Below are 18,770 nucleotides of genomic sequence, written 5' to 3'. Positions count from 1 at the left end.
AAACAGGCAAACCTTCCCGACTACCGACACGGCCGAAGCCTACACAGGACATATGAACACGAGAGGAGGACGGCGAGCAGGACCCGAAACTCGTGAAGCACAGCGGTGATCCACCCCGCAGCCAAAACGACGGGTCCCTCGCCGAATACTGATGGCACTGCCCACGCCGAACCTGGACGATCGCCGGTTCCAGCAGCTCGTCGACGAGGCCAAGCGCTACGTGCAGCAGCGCGCCCCGGAATGGACCGACCACAACGTGTCCGATCCCGGCGTGACCCTCATCGAAACCTTCGCGCACATGGTGGACCAGCTCATCTACCGGCTCAACCGGGTGCCGGAGAAGAACTACCTGGCCTTCCTGGAACTGCTGGGAGTCCGGCTGTTCCCACCCGCGGCGGCTCGGGCGGACGTGACCTTCTGGCTGTCGGCTGCGCAACCGGAAACGGTGCTGCTGCCGAGCGGAACCGAGGTCGCCACCGCGCGGTCGGAGACCGGGGACGCCGTCGTCTTCGCCACCACCGAGGACCTGCCCATCGTGCCCTGCGAGTTGAAGACGCTGGTGACGATCTCGGCCGCAGGCGAGCAGGCGAACCGGACCAAGGACCTGGACGCGGGCAAGGACGTGCCGTGCTTCCAACCGGAACCGGCCGTCGGCGATGCCATGCTGTTCGGGCTCACCAACGCCGTCCCGCGGTGCGTGGTCGCGCTGCGGTTGGACAGCCAGGTCGAAGGCATCGGCGTCGACCCGCGGCAACCGCCACTCGTGTGGGAATCCTGGGACGGGATGCGCTGGACCGAGTGCCCGGTGTTCGACGACGCCACGGGCGGGCTCAACCGCCCCGGCGAAGTGCTGCTGCACGTGCCTACCGGGCACAGCCCCTCGGCGGTGGCCGGGGTGCAGGCTGGTTGGTTGCGCTGCCGGGTCGTCGCCCCCGCCGAGGGCCAGCCCTTCTACTCCGAATCGCCGACCGTGCGGGTGGCCGAGGCGTTCACGGTCGGCGGCATCACCGCCGTCGAGCACGCTGAGACCGTCACCGACGTGCCGCTGGGAGTGTCCGCCGGCGTTCCGGGACAGCGCTTCCTGCTCGACCGGGCGCCCGTCCTCACCGACGGCGAACCGCTCGTGGTGCAGGTCTCCGTCGGCGATGGCTGGCAGGACTGGCAGATCGTGGAGCACTTCGGCGAGTCCGGTCCCGCCGATCGGCACGTCACGCTCGACGCGACCAACGGCGAGTTCTGCTTCCCGCCCGCGGTGCGCGCACCGGACGGAACCCTGCGCCGGTACGGTGCGGTGCCACCGAAAGGCGCCCAGATCAGGGTTCCCGAGTACCGCACCGGTGGCGGACGTGCGGGCAACGTCGCCCGCGGTGCGATCTCGGTGCTGCGCAGTTCCGTGCCCTACGTGTCCAGCGTCGAAAACCGCGAGGCGGCTTCCGGCGGAGTCGACGGGGAAACGGTGTCGGAGGCGAAAGTGCGCGCTCCGCAACAACTCCGGGTGCAGGAGCGCGCGGTGACGGCTGGCGACTACGAGCAGATCGCGCGGCAGGCGGCACCGGCCGCCGCCCGGATCCGCTGCATCCCCGCGGGACAGGAGCCCGGAGCGGCCCGCGTCCTGGTCGTGCCGAACGCGGTCGCCGACGCGGGCGATCAGCTCAGGTTCGAGCAGCTCATCCCCAACGAACAGCTGCTCGCCACGATCGCCGCGCGACTGGACGAACGCCGGCTGCTGGGCACCCGCCTGATCGTGGAACCTCCCTTCTACCAAGGCATCACCGTCGTGACGCGGATGCGCTCCGCACAGCCGGACCTGAACCGGGTGCAGCGGGACGCCCTGGCCGCGCTCCACCGCTACCTCAACCCGCTGCGCGGCGGTGCCGATGGCACCGGCTGGCCGTTCGGGCGGCCGGTGCAGCTCGGCGAGGTCTTCGCCGTGCTGCAGCAGGTCGACGGCGCCGAACTGATCGACGAGGTCCGGTTGTTCCCGGCCGATCCGATCACCGGTCAGCGCGGATCGCCGGTGGACCGCGTCGAACTTGCCGAGAACGCGCTGGTCTTCTCCCACCAGCACCAGGTCATGGTCCGGCCCACCGGCCCGGCCGAAAGCGCGGCACCGCAATGAGCCGGCACGCCGTCCCAGGGCTGCCCAGCCGCTACCCGCTGGGCGATCAGCTCCCGGCGATGTACGCCGGGGACGACCTCGCCCAGCGGTTCACCGCGGGGCTGGACACCGTCCTCGCCCCGGTGCTGTCCACTCTGGACAACCTCGCGCACTACTTCGACCCGCGGGTGGCGCCGGAGGATTTCGCGTCCTGGCTGGCGCAGTGGATCGCGGTGGAGCTCGACCCGGCGTGGCCGCTGGAACTGCGCCGGGCGGTGCTCCTGCGCGCGATGGAGCTGCACCGGCGGAGGGGCACCGCACGCGGACTCGTCGACCTGCTGTGGCTGTGCGCGGGAGTGCACGCCCGCGTGCTCGACAGCCCCGGCACGGCCTGGTCCACCCGGCCCGGCACCGCCCTTCCCGGCACCGCCCTTCCCGGCACCGCCACCACCCGGGTCGTGGTCCAGGTCTGGCCGGGCCGTTCAGCGGTGGATCGACAACAGGTCACCGCGCTGGTCGACTCGGCGCGGCCGGTGCACCTCACCTGCACCGTCGAGGCACTGCCCGGTCCACCACAGCAGGAAAGGGGATAACGCGATGCTCTCCTGCAGGACGTGCGGCTCGCAGGTCTCTCCCGACGATGACTTCTGCGGCACCTGCGGCGCCTACCTGGGTTGGGAGTCGGAATCCGGAGCAGACACCGAATCCGCTCCGTCGTCACCAGAAGCGCCGACGCAGCGCATCCCGATATCGGAACCGGAACAACCCGAGGCCGTGCAACCGGCCAAGCCGATCGCCCCGCGCCCCGAATCGACCGCACCGGTCGAGGAGAACGCTCCGGACGGCCCGCCATGTCCTTCGTGCGCCACCCCCAACCCGCCTGATCGACGGTTCTGCCGACGTTGCGCACGGCCGCTCACGGCAGTTGCCGAACCGAGCACCCCGCAGCGGAGCCCCCGGCGTTTCCGGAACTCCGACCGGCACAAGCTGTGGCGACGGCTGATAGTCCTCGGCCTGCTGATAGCACTGGTGGTCGGTGCCGTGCTGCTCTACCCGCTCAGCAAGGCCGCCGTCCAGGACGTGCTCGACAAGACCTCCGACACGACCCCCATCCGCCCGGCGAACGTCACGGCCAGCGCGGCGGTACCCGGCCACCCTGCCTCGAACCTCGCCGATGTGCGAACCGACGTGTACTGGGGCGCACCGGCCCCCGGCGCGTGGGCCGACTTCACCTTCGACCAGCCCTACCGGCTGGTGGGCATGCTCGTGCACATCGGCCCGTCGACGAAGCCGGACGCGTTCCCCAAGCAGGCCAGGCCAACGCAGCTGGACATCATCATCACCGACGCCGCCGGCCGGACTCGAACGGTGCACGCCAACCTCGCCGACCAGCCGAAACAGCCGCAGATCAACATCGGAGCCAGCGACGTGACGCACGTCCGCATCGTGATCCGAGAGGCAACCGGCCTCACCGAGGGCAAGCACATCGCGATGTCCCTGGTCGAGTTCTTCAAACGCGTCTAGCGCCCGGTGAGTGTCAGGTCTGGGGCGGAAGTCCCAGGCCGGTGAGCGATGTGGAGACCTGACCGGTGCGGAATCCCTCGTTCGTGTCCATAAACCGAAGCTTCAATGATCAGCATGGCGACAGCGCAGGTGACGAGCACCGGCAACGCCCGGTACACGTATCGCTTGCGCGTGTCCAAAACCGCCGCGAAGGCCCTCGCCGCCGAGTGGGGTCGGTGCCGGTGGGTGTGGAACGAATGCGTCGCGCGGTCCCGCAAGGCCTACCGGGACGGGGAGACGTGTGGTCCGGCGGTGCTGGACAAGATGCTGACCGACGCCCGCGCGCACAACTCGTGGCTGCGTGAAGGTGCGTCGGTTACGCAGCAGCAGATCATCCGCGACTTCGCCAAGTCTCGCGCGAAGGCGTTGAAGGACATCAAGGCCCGTCTGCCGATCAGGCAGCGCGCCGGGATGCCCACACCGAAGATCGGGTCTCGGGTCTCGCCGAGTCGTACAGGCCCGCAGCGCGTCCAGGCGTTCCGGCACCGCAACGACCTCCGATCGGACATGACTGCCTCGGTGGGAGAGAAGCGCAGCGACCTGCGCACCGTCATGGACGGCCTCCTCGTCGGCATCACCAACCCGAAGGGCCTCGTCTTCTGCGCTGCCGTCCTGCCCCAGTTCGTGGACCAAAGCGCTGGTCAGCTGCCGCTCCAGATGATGTTCCTGGGCCTGATCCAGGCCGCCATCGGCCTCGTCTGCGACACCCTGTGGGGCCTGGGCGCCTCGGCTGCCCGCAACTGCCTCGTCGGCTCTCCCCGCCGCCTCTCGATGATCGGCGGCACGGGCGCATCGCACTGATCACCTTGGGCGCCACCGTCGCCGTCACCCGCCAGCCGGCGTGACGACGGAGCTCGACTCCGCCGTCCACTGTGCACGGCGTCGATCCACCTGTTCACCGATCGCAGAGGGACGATCCACCTTGTGTGCCACGATCATCGGCGTGACTGATTCCGGAGACTCCTACACCGACCTAGCCGAGGTCCGCGCAGCGATCGACGAATTGGACGCCGAACTGGTCGGCCTGCTGGTGCGCCGCCAGCACCTGGTGCGCGCAGCCGGCACATTCAAGCGGAACGACCTCGAAGTGCGGGCACCGAACCGGGCTGCGGCCGTCGTCGCCACAGCTGCGGCGCGTGCCGAGGCAGCGGGCGGATCCGGGGAGTTGATCGGTGACATCTACCGAACGATGGTCGATTCCTTCATCGCCTACGAACGGCGCGACGTCAGCCGTGCCCAGTCGCCGGCTACACCCCCAGAGTCGAACAGTTGAGCGAGAACGCGCGGCGGCGCACTGAGCGAGGCACGAGGCCTCGTCCCATCAGCGGCACGAACGCCGGTGGCTCCCCGTCCAGGCAGGACGGGGAGCCACCGGACAACGCAAATGTCAGACGCGCACGCTGGCGGCCTGCGGGCCCTTCGGGCCCTGGGTGACCTCGTAGGTCACCTTCTGGTCCTCGGACAGCTCGCGGAAGCCCGACGAGTCGATGGCCGAGTAGTGCACGAACACGTCCGGGCCACCGTCGTCAGGGGCGATGAAGCCGAAGCCCTTTTCCGCGTTGAACCACTTCACGGTTCCCTGTGCCATGACAATCTCCTTGGGAGCTAGAGGTGAACCGGCGGGACACCTTGCGTGCCTGCCGGGGCCGGAGGGATCTCAGACGGCTGCTAACTCCAGCTTGACCAAAGAAAGCTGCTCACCCGCATCGATATCCTGCGAGCCTGCGCAAAACACGAAACAGAACTACTGCGACCAGAGTCGAACCTACACGACTGCGAGCCGCACCGCCCAGCGGACCGACCGAACGTGTCGCCGCACCGCCGCCGGACACGACCAACGGCAGGCTCGCACGCCCCGTACGGCGCGAGGAGAAGTGTCCGGGAGCGGCCGAGCCGCGTCAGCCGCACCCGGACGAGGACCGGCTACTGCTACCGCTGCGAGAGGCCCTTCATGCACCACTCACCGTTGGTCACGCCGAGGACGACGTTGACCGGAAGGGTCTGCGTTTGGCCCTGCGCGCTGAGCGTGAGGTCGACGGGTGACAGCGCCTCGCTGTCCAGCGACTGAATCGGCGGACCCGACTGCTCGGCGGACTGGATGAACTGCAACGCCTCCGGCGGAAGTTGCGGGGCCAACGTGCCATCAGGACCGCGGCAGGAGCTGGCCGCCAGACCGCTGGCGTCCTTGCCGGCCAGGGCCGCAGTGACCGCGGACGCCTTGTCATCCGGTTTGCCCGGCCCGACGAGGAAGTCCGGCTTGACGAACCCGGCGAACGCCAGCCCGGCGACGGCGCCCACGACCAGACCGCTGCCGAGCCCGACGAGCAACCCGTTCTTGCCCCCACGCTTCGGAGAAGCCGAGGCCTCCGCGGCCTCCGTGTCCGCGGACTCGGCCTCCACCTCCGCAGACTCCGCAGCCTCCGCATCCGCAGCCTCAGTCTTGGCAGACTCGGTCTCCGCGGCCTCCGCTGCCTTCGCGGGAGCCCCTTCGGCGGACGATTCGTGCTGCGTGGCCTCGACCTGACTTTCGGCCTGCTCCGCGCCCTTCTGCTCGGGGCTCTCCCCGACGACCGGCTCTCCGCCCGCCGACTCTTCAGCCCGGCTCGGTTCGGCCATGGTGCATACCTCCCAGACGCCCTACGAGCGCCAACGCCTCGAACGTGACGCCCCCTCAAGGCGCCCATGCTGTCAGCCAGCCTGCCTGAGCCCGCAACGCACGTCCAAGAACGCGCCGGGGAGAGTGTCATTCCTCATATGCCCTCCGCCGATCAACTCAGATGTTGGTGCGGCACCCGTCCACCCCACCGTACATCTCGCTCACATCGAATAAGCATTGCCCGACAAAGGGAAGGCCCCGGTCGCTTCGTTCCCGTTTCCCCTGTTCGTTTCCCGAAAGGAAACTCCATGACACCCCACCCGGCAAGCACGACTCAACAAGTCCACTTCGGACAAAACTTCACCGTCAGAATTTTACCCTTTTCCTGAGCCAAAAATTCCCTGGACAACAGGCGCGAAAGAAATCCCCATTGCTCGAACCTTCGAATTAACCACATCAAGTCCGCACCCATGACGGAATTCATCCACTGTGGACCACATCAACAGCGAGCACCACGCACTAGCGAACACGCGACACCCGCCCGGCGCCACACCACCGGCAGCCCGGCCGTCGCAGTCCGCATCCGGCGAAATACGGTCAGAGGTCGAATTTCTCGAAAGCCGCAGATTTCGAGCTCTTCTGCATTTGGCTTGACCAGTAATGAGAGTTTCCCCTACGCCAGCCGTCGCAGGGCGTATTCTCCCGCTGAATCCCGGCAAAGTCTCGATCGCCCCGGCAGGAACAAGCCGCGTCGCCGAAAGGCCTCCCCTGGAACATGCGAAGATCAGAATGAGGTTGAGTCATGATGCGGCAGCACGTCGGCAAGTGGTTGCCGGTCCTGCCTGTGCTCGGGTTGAGCCGGGCGGGCTGCGGCTCACAGGCTGCTCCGACGGGAAGCGACAAGCCGCCGACCAGCCAGGAAGCCGGAACGAGTCAAACCGCGCCGCCATCAGGACACTCCGCGCCCCGCAAAGGAAGCGAGAAGCCCGCTGGGGCCGCTGGACGGCGCCAGGTACATCGGCAGCTTCGACATCAGGGCGTGAGTCCAGGAGTCACCCGTTACTGCGCGCTTCATGCACCGCCTGACCGTCCACACAGGTCATGGCGACCCGGATGTCTGCGATCTCGCGGGGCGGCACGGCACCTGGGTCTCGATCGAGCACCACGAGATCGGCAGCTTCGCCGACGGCGATGGTGCCGGTGTCGCAGTCCAGGTGGTTGGCGTGGGCCGCGCCGCTCGTGCAAGCGGCAATCGCCTCGGTGGCGATGATCGCCTGGCCCGCCAGCAGCGGATCGGTCTGCGCCCGGTGGCCCCTCGCGTGCGGGTCAGCGGGCGGATGTTGGCGATCACCCCGAGGTCCCGCATGCGCCGGATGTCGTCGGGGTGGAGCAGGCCGACGTGCGCCAGCTGGTGCCGGTGATCCACTCGACCTCCGGATGCGCTGCCGGTACTCGGTCAGGCCGCGGACGTCGCCGAGGTCGCACTCCATGCCCTGCAGTTCACCGCCACCGGCGACCGGCGTTATTCCTTGAAAGAGAATTCAAAAAATTCGCCGAGGAAACGCCGATGTGGGAAGGCATGCGGGTTGCTGAACTGATGCATCTGTTTGAAGAATGGAGGCATGGCACGACCGAAGCGCCAGGAAGCGCGCCGCACCTCGATCATCGCTGCCGCCGGGCAGGCCATCCGGGACCGTGGCCTGGCTGACATGCGGATTCGGGACATCGCCGAGCGGGCCGGACTGTCCCAGGGCTCGGTGCTGTACTACTTCCCGGAGATCGACGAGCTGATCGTAGACGTGCACAGCGCCGCCGTCGCCGAGTTCTACCAAAGCCGGGTCGCCGAGGTGGACCGGCAGCGCACGCCGCGCGGCAAACTGCTGGGCGCGGTGCGGTCGGGCCTGCCCTCCGGGCCGGACGACGCCACCTGCCGGCTGCTGTACCAACTGCACGCCCTGGCCGACCGCAGCGCCGCGCACGCCGCGCTCATGGCGAGCCTGTTCGACCGGGAGGTCGTGCTCTACCAGTCGATCCTCGAACTGGGCGCCGGTCTCGGCGCGTTCACACCGACCTGCCCGGTGGGCGAAATCGCACGCAACGCAGTCGTTTTGGAGGACGGTTTCGGTCTCCACATCGTGAGCCGGAACTCGTCGGTGACCGTGGATCTCGCGCGGGAGTCGTTGCTGCGCTACCTCGCCGCGATGACCGGAACCGCGATGCCGGCCAAGACCGTCTCCTGACCGGCCGCGTTAACCAGCGAAACGCCCAAGACCCCGCGTCGGTCAGGCAACTGTGCTCCGTCCGGTCAACACGTCCGGGGCGAGCAGCGTGGCGAGCTGCTCCTCGGTGAGCGCAGTCCGCTCGCGCACCAGGTCGAGTGCAGGACGACCTCCCCGGTGCGCTTCCACTGCGATCGCGCACGCCGTCTCGTAACCGAGCACCGGGCTCAGCGCGGTCACGAGGCCGGTCGAACCCACGACGACCGCCGCGAGATGCTCCCGGCGAGCATCGATCCCCGCCACGCACTGCTCGGCCAGCACCCGCAGCCCGGCCGTGAGATGGCCCATCCCAGCGCTCAGCGCCCGCGCGATGATCGGTTCGAAGGCGTTGAGCTGCAACTGGCCGCTCTCCGCCGCCAGGGTCACCGTCACATCGTTGCCGATGATGTCGAAGGCGATCTGGTTGACCACCTCCGGGATCACCGGATTCACCTTCCCCGGCATGATCGATGAACCGGCCTGCCGAGGGGGCAGCGCGATCTCGCCGAAACCGGCCTGCGGCCCGGAGGACAGCAGCCGCAGGTCGTTGCAGATCTTCGAGACCTTGACGGCCGTCCGCTTGAGAACACCGGACAGCTGCACGAAAACCCCGACGTCCTGAGTGGACTCGACGAGGTCGGCGGCGGAGACGAGCGTGGTGATCCCGGTGATGTCCCGCAGATGCGCCAACGCGGCTTCCCGGTAGCCCGGGCGGGCGTTGAGCCCGGTGCCGATGGCCGTCCCGCCGAGGTTGAGCTCGTGCAGCAGGAGCCGGACCTCGGCCAGTCGGGCTTCGTCCTCCCCGAGGGTCACCGCGAACGCGCCGAACTCCTGGCCGAGCGTCATCGGGACGGCGTCCTGCAGCTGGGTCCGTCCCATCTTCAGGACGTCGGCGAACTCGGTGGCCTTGACCTCGAACGCCTCCCGGAGGTGGGCCAGCGCCGCCAGCAGCTCGTCGATGTGCGCGTCGAGCGCCAACTTGACTGCCGTCGGGTAGACGTCGTTGGTGCTCTGCCCGAGGTTGACGTGATCGAGCGGATGCACCGCGGCGTAGTCGCCACGCGGCCGGCCCAGGATCTCCAAGGCGCGGTTGGCGATCACCTCGTTGGCGTTCATGTTCGTCGAGGTGCCCGCCCCGCCCTGGATCAGGTCGACGACGAACTGGTCGTGCAAGCGCCCGGACCGGATCTCCGCGCACGCCGCGACGATCGCAGCGCCGATCCGCTCGGGGATCGCCCCCACCTCGGTGTTCGCCGACGCTGCAGCCTGCTTCACCGCGGCAAGCGCGACGACGAGGTGGGGCCGGGCCGCCAAGGTCTCGCCGCTGATCGGGAAGTTGGTCAGAGCACGCACGGTGTGCACGCCGTAGTAGGCATCGGCCGGCACAGTGACAGTGCCGAGCATGTCGTGCTCGGACCGCCCGCCAGCCGTGAGGTCGATCGACATGGAGGTCTCCCGGGAGGGTTTCGGAGGCGAGGTGCTCACTCCGGGTCGCTGCTGCGGGCCCGGTCCACACCGGTCCAGGCCAGCGCGACCGCTCCGTCGAGCAGGGCCCGTTCGGCCTGCGGACCGACGCAGTGCGCGGCGAACTCGCGCTGGTGGTTGGTGGCCGGCAGCGACCCGATCCCGATGTAGGGATGGATGGCAGGCACGACCTGCGACACGTTGCCCATGTCCGTCGACGCCCGGTTCATCCGGCCCGCCAGCCCGTCCGGGGCGAACTCCCGCCCCAGGTGCAGGGCGTTGGCCCGGTACGCCGCGAGCGCGCGCTCGTCGGTGCGGAACTCGGCGTAGGGCTTGCTCTCCGCCTCGATCTCCAGCGTGGTGCCGGTTGCCAGGGCGCCCGCTTCGAAGCAGCGCATCACCTTCGGCTCGATTTCAGCCAGCTCGGCCAGGGTCTCCGCACGCACGTACCACCGCCCCGAGGAGGTTTCGGGGATCGCATTGGGCGCCGAACCGGCCGAGGTGACGATCCCGTGCACCCGCGAGCTCGACGGGAGCTGCTGGCGCAGCAGGCCGATGGCGACCTGGGCGACGGTGAACGCGTCGGCGGCGTTCACCCCCTCCTCGGGATAGGCCGCCGCGTGCGCGGACCGGCCGCTGTAGGAGATCCGGGAATGGCTGACCGCGAACGGCCGCGCCTCGGCGACGTCGACCGGCCCCGGGTGGACCATCATCGCCAGGTCGACGTCGTGGAACGCGCCCCGCTCCAACATCTCAATCTTGCCGCCGCCGCCCTCCTCGGCCGGGGTGCCGTACACCTCGACGGTCAGACCGAGATCGTCGGCGATCTCGGCCAAGCCGAGCGCGGCACCCACCGAGGACGCGGCGATCAGGTTGTGCCCGCAGGCGTGCCCGAGCCCGGGAAGCGCGTCGTACTCGGCGCACAACGCGATCCGCAGCGGACCCGAGCCGTACCGGGCGAGGAACGCGGTCTCCAGCCCCAAGTAGGCCGCGGTCACGGTGAACCCGCGACGATCGAGCAGCTCCGGGACCGTCGCGGCGGCGTGGTGCTCCTCCCAGGCGGTTTCGGGCCGGGCGTGCAGTCTCGTCGACAGCTCGACCAGTTCGTCAGCCGCCCGGTCCAGGGCGGTGCGGATCGCGGCCTTCTCACGGGTGACCGTGCTCGGCATGGGATTCCTCCTACTGGTCGCCGGGGACGCCGTACGACGGCGCGGTCGCGGGATGCAGCCCGCGGCGGACGTAGTCGTCGCGCTGCGGCAGCCAGATCTCCAGTGCTTCGGCCAGGCGGTCGATCGGTTCCTCGGCCCAGTCGACCCTCAGGTCGGTCACCGGCCACTCCACGTCGGCGACGACGGCAAGCCCCGCGGAGTGCACCGGCCCTGCCTCCCCGCCCGCTGCGACCGCCGCCTGCAACGCGGCGATCAGTCGCTCTTCGAGCTCGCCCGTCGCGGACTCGAAGGCGTCGACCATGATCGTCGGGATCTCACTGCCGCTGAGCAGGTTGCCTGCGGCCACCGAGTGCGGGCCGACAGCGGCGCCGTGGGTGCCGAGGGTCTGCTCACCGCTGAACCAGGCGGTCGGGCCGGCCGGCCCGACCGCGGTCAGCTGGCGGTAGTCCAGGTCGGTCGCGCCCTCGCCGACTTCCTGCAACGCCAGCTGGGCATCGCCGTGGACGGCCAAGCGGTCGAGGATGCGCCCGCCCAGGCGAGGATCTGTCACGTTCTGCGAGGCGGCGGCGCCAACACCCGGCCGCAGGTGCAAGCAGCGCGCAGCCACTGCGGGGCTGGAGGAGCTCACAGCCATCCCGAAGCGTCCGTCGTACCTGGCTGAGATGGAGAAGGTCATCGGTCGTCCTCCGGGATAACGGCGATCGCGTCGATCTCGCACAGCCACTCCGGGCGTGCCAGCGCGGAGACGACGACACCGGTGGAGATCGGGTGGACGCCCTTGGTCCAGCGGCCGACGGTCCGGTAGACGGTCTCGCGGTAACGCGGGTCGATCAGGTAGATGGTCAGCTTGACCAGGTGTTCCATCCGGCTGCCCGCCTCCCGGAGCAGCATGTCGATGTTCGCCATCGCCTGCTCGGCCTGGGCCCCGACGTCACCGATCCCGACCGACTCGCTGGTGTCGAGGTCCTGCCCGATCTGGCCGCGGACGTAGACGGTGTTGCCGGCCACCACGGCCTGGCACAAGTCGTTGTCGAGGTTCTGCTCGGGATAGGTGTCGCGGGTGTTGAACGGACGGATGCGAGTGTGGGTCGGCATCAGGCTGCTCCGGTCGTGTTGACGGTCGGTTCGAGGACCCGGTCGAGCCGGGAAGCGTCGGTGCCGGGAGAGCCGGCGTAGGCGAGGTAACCGCGCTGGATCGAGATGTGCTCGGCCACGAACGCGGCGTCGTGCCAGACACCCCAGAGGAAACTCGACCCGCGCCGCGACAGCCACGGCAGTCCGAGGAAGTAGATCCCGGGCTCGGCGGACACGCCGCGGGTGTGCTGCGGCTTGCCGTCGTCGTCGAAGGCGTCGACCTGCAACCAGCTGTAGTCGGACCGGAAACCGGTCGCCCAGACGATCGAGGTGACTCCGGCTTCTGCGAGGTCCAGCTCGGAAATCGGGTCGGTCACGCAGTCCGGATCCGGCCCGAACGTGCGGGCCTGCGGTTCCTCGGGCAGGTCGAGCCCGTTGCGCGCGATGTAGGCGTCGGCCTCGTCGAGCATCTTCAGGTAGTTGGCGTCGCCGTTCGCGATGTTCTGGCGCAGGTCGTCCGCGAAGTGCATCCGGCCGTCGGCGAATGCGCGGGTCATGCCGACGAGAGTGATGCCGTCGGCCGCGAGCGCGCGGAAGTCGACGGTCCGGCCACCCCGGGCCCCGCTGACCGCGATCGTGACGTGCTCCGCCCCGCGAGGCGGAGCCGCCGCGTCCCACTTGTTGAGGACCCCGAGCCACCAGCAGAAGTCACGGCCCCGGTACTGCCGCGGCGGCCGGTCGTGCGGACCGACCGACAGGTAGACCTTCCGGCCGGAGCGCTGCAGCTCGTCTGCGATCTGGACGCCCGATGACCCCGCTCCGACTACGAGGACAGCACCTTCGGGCAGCTGCTGTGGGTTGCGGTAGGAGCTGGAGTGCAGCTGGGCCACGTCCGCGCTCTCGGGAACGACGGGGGGAATGACCGGGGTCTGGAATGGTCCGGTCGCCGCTACCACGTACCGGGCGTCGATCACCCCGTCCGAGGTCTCGACGCGAAAGCCAGGGCGTCCGACGTTCTTTCGCACGCGCTGGACGTCCACCCCGCAGCGGATCGGTGCGTCGATCTTCTCCGCGTACGCGACGAGGTAGTCCGCGACCTGTTCCTTCGAAGCGAAACCGTCGGGATCGACGTCGTCGAACCGCAGTCCTGGGAAGCGGTCGTGCCAGGCCGGACCGTTCGCCACGAGGGAGTCCCAACGGCCGGTGCGCCAGCGTTCGGCGATGCGATCGCGCTCCAGCACCAGGTGCGGGATTCCACGTGCGCCCAGGTGTTCGCTCACGGCCACCCCGGCCTGTCCTCCGCCGACTACGAGGACCTCGGTCTCGCAATGCGACATGTCATCCTCCGTTCACTGGTCTCGACGTTCTACGACCACCCGCACCGGTCAACGGGACCGCCGATGATCCGAGTCTGAGCGAAACCCATTGCAACAGACCAGCATATGTTTTCGAATCATTGCATCGAATCTGCTGATGCAATGGACCGTGCGGGACCGCCCGTCGCGTGCGGACGGCCCCCAGCTGTCAGGAATTCCCCTTGCCCGCAGCCGATCCGGCCGACTGCGGGACCGCCGCCTCGGCACCGCCAGCCCCGAGGTCCTGCGCCTGCAGCAGACTGCTCCCCGCGGTTTCGCGCATGCTCAGCGCGGCGACGAGCCCGATCACTGCGGCGACCATCAGGTAGGGGCCGGGGACCAGCAGGCTCCCGGTGACGGAGATGAGGACCGTCATGAAGAACGGCACTGTGCCGGCGAAAAGCGCGGCGGTGATGTTGTAGGCGATCGACAACCCGCCTTGACGGGTCCGGGTCGGGAAGATCTCCGCGGCCCACACGGCGTGGGTGCCGAGGATTGCCGAGAGGATCACCGCCAGTCCCAGCGCCGCGATGACGGTGCCGGCCATCCCCGTCTGCATCAGCAGATAGGCGGGCGTGGCCGAGATCAGCAGGGCGACGGCGGCACCGACCAGGACGGGTTTGCGACCGATCCGGTCGGACAGCCGACCGAACGCGGGCACCAGGACGAGCCCGAGCAGCGAGACGAACGTCGAGAGGAGCGCGGCGCTCTCGGCGGAGTGCCCCAGGTGGTCCGTCTGGTAGTTCACCAGGTAGGTGAGCACCGCGTAGAAGAGCACGTGCATCATCGTCATGATTCCGGCGGCCTGGAACAGCTGCCGCGCGTTGGCGCGGAAGAGCTCGGCGATCGGGCTGCGCGACACCGAGCCGGTCGCCTCCAGCACCCGGTACTCCGGCGTGTCCTCGATCTTCGTCCGGATGACGTAGCCGATCACGCCCATCGGTGCCGCGATCAGGAACGGAATCCGCCACCCCCACGCGGTGATCTGCTCGGGCGTCAGCGAAACCGACAGCAGGTAGAAGGCGAACGACCCGGCCAGGAATCCGAGCAGCGACCCCACCTCGAGCCAGCTGACACCGAAACCGCGCCGAGCGCGGGGCGAGTACTCGGCCAGGAAGCTGGCGGCACTGCCGAACTCGCCGCCGGCCGCGAAGCCCTGCACCAACCGGATCGCGACCAGCAGGATCGGCGCAGCGACCCCGATCGTCGCGTACCCGGGCAGCAGACCGATCGCGAGCGTCGCGAGCGACATCACGACGATGACGATCGACAGCGTTCGCCGGCGGCCGATGCGGTCGCCGAGCGGCCCGAACACCAGCGCGCCGAGCGGGCGGATGCCGAACGACACCGCGAACACGGCGAACACCGACAGCACGCCGGCGACCTGGCTCTCGGCGGGGAAGAACACCGTCGCGATGGTGGTGGCGAGGTAGGCGTAGACGGCCCAGTCGAACCAGTGGACGAAGACGCCGATCGCACCGGCCGCCACGCTTCGGCGCAGCGAGGCGGAATCGGCCTGGACGGCCGCGTCGAGCGCGGCATCGGCGGCGGAATGTGAGGCGAGTTCGGACACGGGGCCTCCTGCGGTCGTCGCGGGACGGCGGCAGGACCGCGTCCAAACGCCCCTGCCGTGAACAGCGCGCACGACGTCAGCGCTGTTGGGAGGCGACGCTATGCACTCACGGGTGATCGCTCAAACAGAGATAATGAGTCCAGTGCATCGCCAATTCCGATGCAATGAGGTTTTTCCATCCTCGTTGTGCGAAGAGGTGCGGGTGGCGGAACCTCAGCGCCCGCCTGGACTGCGGGTGCCCAACCTTATGTATGCCCGGTCGCCGGATCAGGAGCGCGGGGCGCGGGTGTTCTCACCCAGCCGTCCGGTGGCCACCCCGAGTCGTTCGACGACCGCGCGGGCACTGTCGGTGACCGCGCGGGCCCGGGCTGTGCGCCGCACCGACTCCATCCACGCCACCACCATCGACAGCGACTGCACGTCATCGGCGATGGGGCGCGACTCGACGCGTCCACCGCCGTAGGTGCCGTCGAGCACCGGCCGCTGGTTGAGCAGCGAGAAACCCAACCCCTGAGCGACCATCCCGCGGACAGCCTCGACGCTGTGCGACCGGTAGGCGATGCGGGGCGTTGCGCCGGCCGCGGACAGCAGCTCGCGGAAGTACTCGCGGCTGTGCGGGAGGTCGAGGAGCACCATCGGTTCATCGGCCAGATCGCGCAGCCGGACCTGCGAGAGCTCAGCGAGCGGGTGCCCGGGCGGCAGGAGCACGTACGGCGGCGCCTCGGCGATGGCCTCGCGCGCCACCCCCTGCCCGAGCCCCAGGTCGTAGGTCACGGCCACCTCGACAGTGCCGCTGCGCAACGCGGCGCTCACCGCGGCGGCTTCGAGCTCGAACACCTCGACTTCGAGCCCGGGATGGTCCGCGCTCAACTCCGCGAGCAGCTCGGGCATCACGAACGGGACGAGGGTGATCATGCACGCCAGCCGAATGCGCCCGCGCACGTCGTCGCCGCGACCTCGCGCCGCGTCCAGGACCTCACCGAGGTGCGCGAGCAGCCCCCGCACATCCCGCAGGAACTCCTCCCCCGCCGCCGTCAGGACGAGACCCCGCGCGTGCTGGCGGATGAACAGCGGCGTGCCCACCTGCCGTTCCAGCTGGGCGACTGCCGCCGAGACGGCCGACTGGGCAACCCGCAGCTCCTCGGCTGCCTTCGTCATGCTCAGCGCGGACGCGGCCTCGACGAAGTAACGCAGCTGCGTGAGGGTCACGTCCGGTTGCCCGCTCACCGCAGCACCACCCGATCATCACTACAACTGTTGCCAAATCCGAGGGCAACGGTACATCAGATACCACATCCGGCCGCTGCGGTCATGAACACGAGCACACCCCAGTCGCCTCAATCCGCGGAACAGACGGCGCTTCGATGGGAGCTGCGGAGGCGTACATCGCCCCGCAGAGGTCGACGAAGGCCTGAGCTCGCCGGGTCAGCCGGACCCCGCGGATCCAGGCGACGACGATCTCCAGGGCTCGACCTCGTCTCGCAAGGTGAGCGGCGCCGTGCTTGAGTCTTGATCAAAAGGGTGTGGCTCTTTTGGAGGGAGGTCATGCTGCCTGGGGGATGATGTTGTTGGCGTAGCGGGTGTGGTGGTTACGTTGTTGTTCTTGGGTGAGGTGGTGGGTCCAGTATTCGTGGAAGTCGTTGTTGGTGGTGAGGGCGCGGAGTTGGAGGATCGCTTCGGCGCCGGGTAGGCCCCAGCGGGCGCCGGTGATGTCCATGCGGTCGGCGATGAGGTGGCGGCAGGCGCCTTCGATGACGCCTGTGGCGATGGGCCAGCCGTTGTTGAGGGCGGCGGGGTAGTTGAGGTAGCCGGCTGTGGCTTTGCGGGTGAGATAGCTGGCGGTGGCGTCGGCGTTTTTGCGGGCGTGCGGGGGGGCTGCCCAGGGACGTTCCTATAAAGGTCAAGTGGTCAGTGCAAGATCTTTGAGGTCTGTGCGGAGTGCGTAGTAGATCTCGCGTGCGATGTAGCGTTTGAGACAGCGGATGATGTCCTTTTTGGATAGTCCTTCGGTGGTGCGGCGTGCTGCGTAGGTGCGGGTGCGGTCGCAGTAGCGCAGCCTGACGACCGCGATCATGTGTAGGGCACGGTTGGCGTCGCGGTCTCCGAAGGGGTTGAGTCGATGCCGGATTGTTTTGCCTGATGAGGCGGGGATCGGGTCGGAGCCGCAGAGGTGGGCGAACGCGGTTTCGCCGTGCAGCCGTTCGATGTTCTGACCGGCCGTGGTGAGTAGCTGGGCGGTGTGAAGCGTGCCGACGCCGAGGAGCGCGAGTGTGCGGGGTGCGCTGCGCTGGACGAGCGAGGCGAGCTTGTTCTCGAGGTCGCTGGCTTGGTTGGTCAGGTCCTGAATGCGGCGTGCGAGGCTGCGCAGGGCGTATTTGGCGGCATGGACGGGGTCGTGCAGCCGGGCGGGGTCGGGGCGCCAGGCCAGGCATTGGCGGGCTTTGCCTTCCAGGCCTCGGGCGGTGATGCTCGCGCGGACAGCGTCGGGCGCAGTCACGAGGAGTTCGCTGAGCTGGTTGAGCGCTGCCGTGCGCGATTTCACCGCACTGCTGCGGACTGTCAGCAGCTGGCGGATCGATTCCACGACGCCTGTGGTGTCTTTGGGCGCCATGGTGCACTCGCCGGCCAGGACCTTGCGGGCGGCGGCCTCGGCGTCAATGGCGTCGGTCTTACCGCGCCGGGACTGGGTGTGGGCGTGGGGCTGGTTGACCTCGACGACGGTGATGCCGCAGGCCTGCAGGTACCGGGTCAGCCCGGCTCTGTAGGAGCCTGAGCTTTCGACCCCGATCTGTTCGAGCCGTCCGTGCTGGTGTAACCACGTGGTCAGCTGCCGATAGCCTTCCGCGGTCGTCGGGAACTCGCTGGCTGCGAGCAGTCGGCCACGGTGGTCGATCACGGCCGCGTGGTGGGTGTCTGCGTGGCAGTCCACGCCACCGATGACATCGCTCGTGTCCGTCATGCTGGGGTGTCGCCTTCCCTGTCCAATCGGCGACACGGGTGCCGGGACGCGGACACAACAATGACGAGGCATCTGGTGGCGCAGGTTCCTATCAGGTCACATCCGTCCGGACCGGTCGCCTGAAAGACTCGTCCGGAACGGCACCGGCCCGGGACCGACGCGTCCCTAGAAGGACACCCGGGGGTCAGTTTGATTGCAAGTCAGATCCCGAACCGGTACCAACCACCATCATCATTGTTTGGTTGTCACTTGGGCTTGACTGGTGTCAGGCCGCGTGTGCGGCGGCGGTATGGATGGTCTCGAACTCGACCGGGGTGAGTTTGCCCAGGCGTCGTTGCCGGCGTTTGCGGTGATATTTCGTCTCGATCCGGGACACGATCGCCAGCCGGAGTTCCTCGCGGGTGTGCCACCGCCTGGTGTCGAGAATGTTCTTCTGCAGCAAGGAAAAGAACGATTCCATAGCGGCGTTGTCGCCACACGCGCCGACCCTGCCCATGGATCCGGCCAGCTGGTGGCGGCGCAGCAGTCGCCGGAATTTCTTCGACCGGAACTGGCTGCCCCTGTCGGAATGAACGATCACGCCGCGCGGGTCGCGGAGCGCGATAGCGTTGCGCAACGCCGCGACGGCAAGTGAGGACTTCATGCGATCGGAGATCGAGTA

General features: G+C 68.5%; 18 protein-coding genes and 1 pseudogene. 6 read left to right on the top strand and 13 right to left on the bottom strand.

What is annotated here, in order from left to right:
- The first annotated feature begins 151 nt into the window (after window positions 1-151).
- From ACWCO2_RS31705 to ACWCO2_RS31685, 5 genes are all read left to right on the top strand, one after another.
- The gene (locus tag ACWCO2_RS31705; RefSeq protein ID WP_450131465.1) at window positions 152-2,119 is read left to right on the top strand and encodes a putative baseplate assembly protein; all 1,968 of its coding nucleotides are present in this window, start codon (window positions 152-154) and stop codon (window positions 2,117-2,119) included.
- Window positions 2,116-2,691, top strand: a complete 576-nt coding sequence (locus tag ACWCO2_RS31700; protein WP_450131464.1) for a phage tail protein — start codon at window positions 2,116-2,118, stop codon at window positions 2,689-2,691. The genes ACWCO2_RS31705 and ACWCO2_RS31700 overlap by 4 nt, the downstream gene beginning before the upstream one ends.
- A 4-nt stretch (window positions 2,692-2,695) precedes the next feature.
- Window positions 2,696-3,622: an NADase-type glycan-binding domain-containing protein gene (locus ACWCO2_RS31695; RefSeq protein WP_450131463.1), complete on the top strand. Its 927-nt coding sequence runs from the start codon at window positions 2,696-2,698 to the stop codon at window positions 3,620-3,622.
- A 114-nt stretch (window positions 3,623-3,736) separates the two neighbouring features.
- Window positions 3,737-4,462: a helix-turn-helix domain-containing protein gene (locus ACWCO2_RS31690; RefSeq protein WP_450131462.1), complete on the top strand. Its 726-nt coding sequence runs from the start codon at window positions 3,737-3,739 to the stop codon at window positions 4,460-4,462.
- 142 nt (window positions 4,463-4,604) lie between these two features.
- Window positions 4,605-4,934: a chorismate mutase gene (locus ACWCO2_RS31685; RefSeq protein ID WP_450131461.1), complete on the top strand. Its 330-nt coding sequence runs from the start codon at window positions 4,605-4,607 to the stop codon at window positions 4,932-4,934.
- Between the two features lie 114 nt (window positions 4,935-5,048).
- Here the strand turns inward: ACWCO2_RS31685 and ACWCO2_RS31680 are convergent, their stop codons facing one another.
- The 3 genes from ACWCO2_RS31680 to ACWCO2_RS31670 form a co-directional block, all read right to left on the bottom strand.
- Entirely contained in the window at window positions 5,049-5,249 is a 201-nt protein-coding gene (locus tag ACWCO2_RS31680) for a cold-shock protein (protein WP_450131460.1), read from the bottom strand.
- A 341-nt stretch (window positions 5,250-5,590) separates the two neighbouring features.
- Window positions 5,591-6,277 carry a hypothetical protein gene (locus ACWCO2_RS31675; RefSeq protein WP_450131459.1) on the bottom strand — a complete coding sequence of 229 codons (687 nt, stop codon included), beginning with the start codon at window positions 6,275-6,277 and terminating at the stop codon, window positions 5,591-5,593.
- Window positions 6,278-7,309: 1,032 nt separating this feature from the next.
- A complete protein-coding gene (locus tag ACWCO2_RS31670) occupies window positions 7,310-7,747 on the bottom strand; it encodes an amidohydrolase family protein (RefSeq protein ID WP_450131458.1) in 438 nt (145 codons plus the stop codon).
- Between the two features lie 132 nt (window positions 7,748-7,879).
- On the opposite strand from ACWCO2_RS31670, the gene ACWCO2_RS31665 reads away from it, so the two are divergent.
- A complete protein-coding gene (locus ACWCO2_RS31665) occupies window positions 7,880-8,497 on the top strand; it encodes a TetR/AcrR family transcriptional regulator (RefSeq protein ID WP_450131457.1) in 618 nt (205 codons plus the stop codon).
- Window positions 8,498-8,539: 42 nt separating this feature from the next.
- Here ACWCO2_RS31665 and ACWCO2_RS31660 read toward each other — a convergent pair whose 3' ends face one another.
- From ACWCO2_RS31660 to ACWCO2_RS31615, 10 genes and pseudogenes are all read right to left on the bottom strand, one after another.
- Window positions 8,540-9,961, bottom strand: a complete 1,422-nt coding sequence (locus ACWCO2_RS31660; protein ID WP_450131456.1) for an aspartate ammonia-lyase — start codon at window positions 9,959-9,961, stop codon at window positions 8,540-8,542.
- Window positions 9,962-9,996: 35 nt separating this feature from the next.
- Window positions 9,997-11,148: a M20 family metallopeptidase gene (locus tag ACWCO2_RS31655; RefSeq protein ID WP_450131455.1), complete on the bottom strand. Its 1,152-nt coding sequence runs from the start codon at window positions 11,146-11,148 to the stop codon at window positions 9,997-9,999.
- 10 nt (window positions 11,149-11,158) lie between these two features.
- Window positions 11,159-11,824 carry a DUF1028 domain-containing protein gene (locus ACWCO2_RS31650; RefSeq protein WP_450131454.1) on the bottom strand — a complete coding sequence of 222 codons (666 nt, stop codon included), beginning with the start codon at window positions 11,822-11,824 and terminating at the stop codon, window positions 11,159-11,161.
- Window positions 11,821-12,243, bottom strand: a complete 423-nt coding sequence (locus ACWCO2_RS31645; protein ID WP_270952342.1) for a RidA family protein — start codon at window positions 12,241-12,243, stop codon at window positions 11,821-11,823. The genes ACWCO2_RS31650 and ACWCO2_RS31645 overlap by 4 nt, the downstream gene beginning before the upstream one ends.
- Window positions 12,243-13,559, bottom strand: a complete 1,317-nt coding sequence (locus ACWCO2_RS31640; RefSeq protein WP_450131453.1) for a flavin-containing monooxygenase — start codon at window positions 13,557-13,559, stop codon at window positions 12,243-12,245. Before ACWCO2_RS31640 ends, ACWCO2_RS31645 begins: the two co-directional genes overlap by 1 nt.
- Before the next feature lie 187 nt (window positions 13,560-13,746).
- Window positions 13,747-15,150 carry an MFS transporter gene (locus tag ACWCO2_RS31635; protein ID WP_450131452.1) on the bottom strand — a complete coding sequence of 468 codons (1,404 nt, stop codon included), beginning with the start codon at window positions 15,148-15,150 and terminating at the stop codon, window positions 13,747-13,749.
- A gap of 267 nt (window positions 15,151-15,417) precedes the next feature.
- On the bottom strand, window positions 15,418-16,377 hold the full coding sequence (locus ACWCO2_RS31630) for a LysR family transcriptional regulator (protein ID WP_450131451.1): 960 nt from the start codon (window positions 16,375-16,377) through the stop codon (window positions 15,418-15,420).
- Between the two features lie 316 nt (window positions 16,378-16,693).
- Window positions 16,694-17,020, bottom strand: a pseudogene (locus ACWCO2_RS31625) (ISKra4 family transposase); the annotation flags it as partial.
- 30 nt (window positions 17,021-17,050) lie between these two features.
- Window positions 17,051-18,109 carry an IS110 family transposase gene (locus ACWCO2_RS31620; protein ID WP_450131450.1) on the bottom strand — a complete coding sequence of 353 codons (1,059 nt, stop codon included), beginning with the start codon at window positions 18,107-18,109 and terminating at the stop codon, window positions 17,051-17,053.
- A 265-nt stretch (window positions 18,110-18,374) separates the two neighbouring features.
- The coding region (locus tag ACWCO2_RS31615; RefSeq protein WP_450131449.1) for a DDE-type integrase/transposase/recombinase at window positions 18,375-18,770 on the bottom strand (396 nt) is incomplete at its 5' end.

It is taken from the genome of Saccharopolyspora sp. NPDC002376 (genome assembly GCF_053593195.1).
Note: the sequence above shows the minus strand (reverse complement) of the source record. Positions and strands in the feature narration are given on the sequence as shown.